General features: G+C 65.7%; 1 protein-coding gene. It reads left to right on the plus strand.

Annotated elements, in window-relative coordinates; all coding sequences use genetic code 11:
* On the plus strand, nucleotides 1-2,834 hold a 2,834-nt coding region (locus O5O46_RS34835), incomplete at both ends, for a type I polyketide synthase (RefSeq protein ID WP_269859694.1).

The following is a 2,834-nucleotide window of genomic DNA, read 5'->3' on the forward strand; positions in this document are numbered from 1 at the left end:
CGCTGTGCTGGGACATACCTCGAGTGCGCAGATCGACATCGGCCAGCCGTTCAGCGAGCTGGGATTCGACTCACTGACCTCGGTCGAGCTGCGCAACCTGCTGCAGGCCAAAACGGGTCTTGGCCTGGCTGCCAGCGTGGTGTTCGACTACCCGACCGTTACCCGGTTGGCCGGGTATCTGGCAGGCGAGTTCGGTGAGCCACAAGCCGCGGGATCGGCCGTGGTGCCAGCGCTTGTGTCGGTCAACGACGATCCGATCGTGCTCGTGGGGATGGCCTGTCGGTTCCCTCGTGGCGTCTGGGGTCCGGACGATCTGTGGCAGCTGGTCAGTGAGGGAACTGATGGCATCACCCCGTTCCCGACCGACCGGGGTTGGGATTTGGATGCGTTGCTCGGTAGTGATGGGTCCGGGGCAGGGACGTCGGCCACCGCTGAGGGCGGGTTTGTCGACGGTGTAGACGAGTTCGACGCCGCATTCTTCCGGATCTCGCCACGGGAAGCACTGGCTACCGATCCTCAGCAGCGGTTGCTGCTGGAGGTGTCCTGGGAAGCGTTGGAACAGGCGGGGATTGATCCTGCTTCGTTGGCGGGCTGCCCGACCGGGGTTTTCGCTGGCGCCTTCCAGTCCGGGTATGGCGATCTGGTGTCGCGTTCGGGTGAGCAACTGCAGGGGCACCTGATCACCGGAGGTGCAGGCAGCGCGATTTCCGGCCGGGTGGCCTACACGTTGGGGCTGGAAGGCCCTGCGGTGAGTGTGGACACGGCCTGTTCCTCGTCGCTGGTCGCGATGCACCTGGCTGCGCAGGCGTTGCGGTCGGGGGATTGCACGCTGGCGTTGGCCGGTGGCGTCACCGTGATGGCCACGGCCGATGCCTTTGTCGGTTTTACGGCGCAAGGTGGTTTGGCTGCGGATGGGCGGTGTAAGTCGTTCGCTGATGCCGCCGATGGCACTGGGTGGTCTGAGGGCGTCGGCGTGGTGGTGATGGAGCGGTTGTCTGACGCTCGCCGTCATGGCCACGAGATATTGGCGGTGTTGCGCTCTAGCGCGGTGAATCAGGATGGTGCTTCGAATGGTTTGACGGCGCCGAATGGTCCGTCACAGCAGCGGGTGATCCGCCAGGCGTTGGCCGCGGCTGGGCTTTCTCCTGCTGAGGTCGATGCGGTGGAGGCCCATGGCACCGGTACCCGGCTGGGCGATCCGATTGAGGCTCAGGCGTTGCTGGCCACGTACGGCCAGGATCGTGCCGAGGGGCAGCCGTTGTGGCTGGGGTCGTTGAAGTCCAACATCGGTCATACCCAGGCTGCTGCGGGTGTGGGTGGTGTGATCAAGATGGTTATGGCCCTGCGCCAAGGTGTGCTTCCTAAGACGTTGCATGTGGACCAGCCGTCGACGCAGGTGGACTGGTCCCAGGGTGATGTGCGGTTGCTGACCGAGGCCATCCCCTGGCCTGAGACTGGTCATCCGCGTCGGGCCGGAGTCTCCTCGTTCGGTGTTAGTGGGACGAATGCGCACGTCATCCTCGAAGCCCCCGCCGATACCACATCGGGTACTCCGTCGAGCACCGAAGCCTCGTCTGGTGTTGGTGTTTTCGGTGTGGGTGGTGTGGTGCCGTGGGTGTTGTCGGGGAAGTCGGTTGAGGCGGTGCGTGCGCAGGCGGGCCGCCTTCTGGAGTTCGTGGAGTCGGATTCGTCGTTGCGTGCGGTCGATGTGGGGTGGTCGCTGGTCAGTTCGCGTGCGGTGTTCGATCACCGTGTCGTGGTGGTGGGCAGTGACCGCGATGAGTTGATGGCCGGGCTGCGGGCGGCTGCTGCGGGTGAGACGCGTCCGGGTGTGGTGTGTGGTACTGCGCGGGCTGGTGCTCGGGTGGGTGTGTTGTTTACCGGTCAGGGTGCTCAGCGGGTGGGGATGGCTCGTGAGTTGTATGAGCGGTCTGCGGTGTTCGCGTCGGCGGTGGATGCGATTGCGGCGGAGTTGGACCCTTTGCTGGACCGCCCCTTGCGTGAGGTGATGTGGGGGGTTGATGCGGATCTGTTGGAGCAGACGGGGTGGGCGCAGCCGGCGTTGTTCATGGTGGAGGCGGCGCTGTTTGAGGTGCTGCGTGCCTGTGGGGTGAGTCCGGATTACCTGCTGGGGCACTCGATTGGTGAGGTGACGGCGGCGTATGTGTCGGGTGTGTGGTCGCTGCGGGATGCCTGTCGGGTGGTGGCGGCGCGGGCGCGGTTGATGCAGGCGCTGCCTTCGGGTGGGGCGATGGCCGCGATCCCGCTACCCGAAGCCGAGATCGCGGGCCTGCTGCCGGAGGGTGTGTCGATCGCGGCGGTCAACACCGCTGACTCCGTCGTGGTCTCCGGGCCGCAGGCTGGGGTGGACCATGTGGCGGGGCTGGTGTCTGCTCGTGGTCTTCGGGTGACGTGGTTGCGGGTGTCGCATGCGTTTCATTCGGGGTTGATGGATCCGATGTTGGAGGAGTTTGCGGGTGTGCTGGGGACGGTGTGTTTCCGGTCGCCGCGGATTCCGGTGGTGTCGAATGTGACTGGGCAGGCTGCTACGGCTGAGCAGTTGTGTTCGGTGGGGTATTGGGTCCGGCAGGTGCGGGAGGCGGTGCGGTTCGCTGATGGGGTGCGGTGGCTGGCCGATCAGGGTGTGACTGCGCTGGTGGAACTGGGCCCGGACGGGGTGCTGTCCGGCCTGGCGCAACACAGCTGCACACCGGACACCCTCGTCACGCCGGTGTTGCGGCACCAGCACCCTGACGCCGAGACGTTGTTGTCGGCGGTGGGACAGTTGTATGCGCATGGTGTGGCCGTGGACTGGGCTGGGCTGTTTGCTGGTC

This window comes from Streptomyces sp. RPT161, assembly GCF_027533845.1.
GTDB classification, from domain to species: domain Bacteria; phylum Actinomycetota; class Actinomycetes; order Streptomycetales; family Streptomycetaceae; genus Streptantibioticus_A; species Streptantibioticus_A silvisoli_A.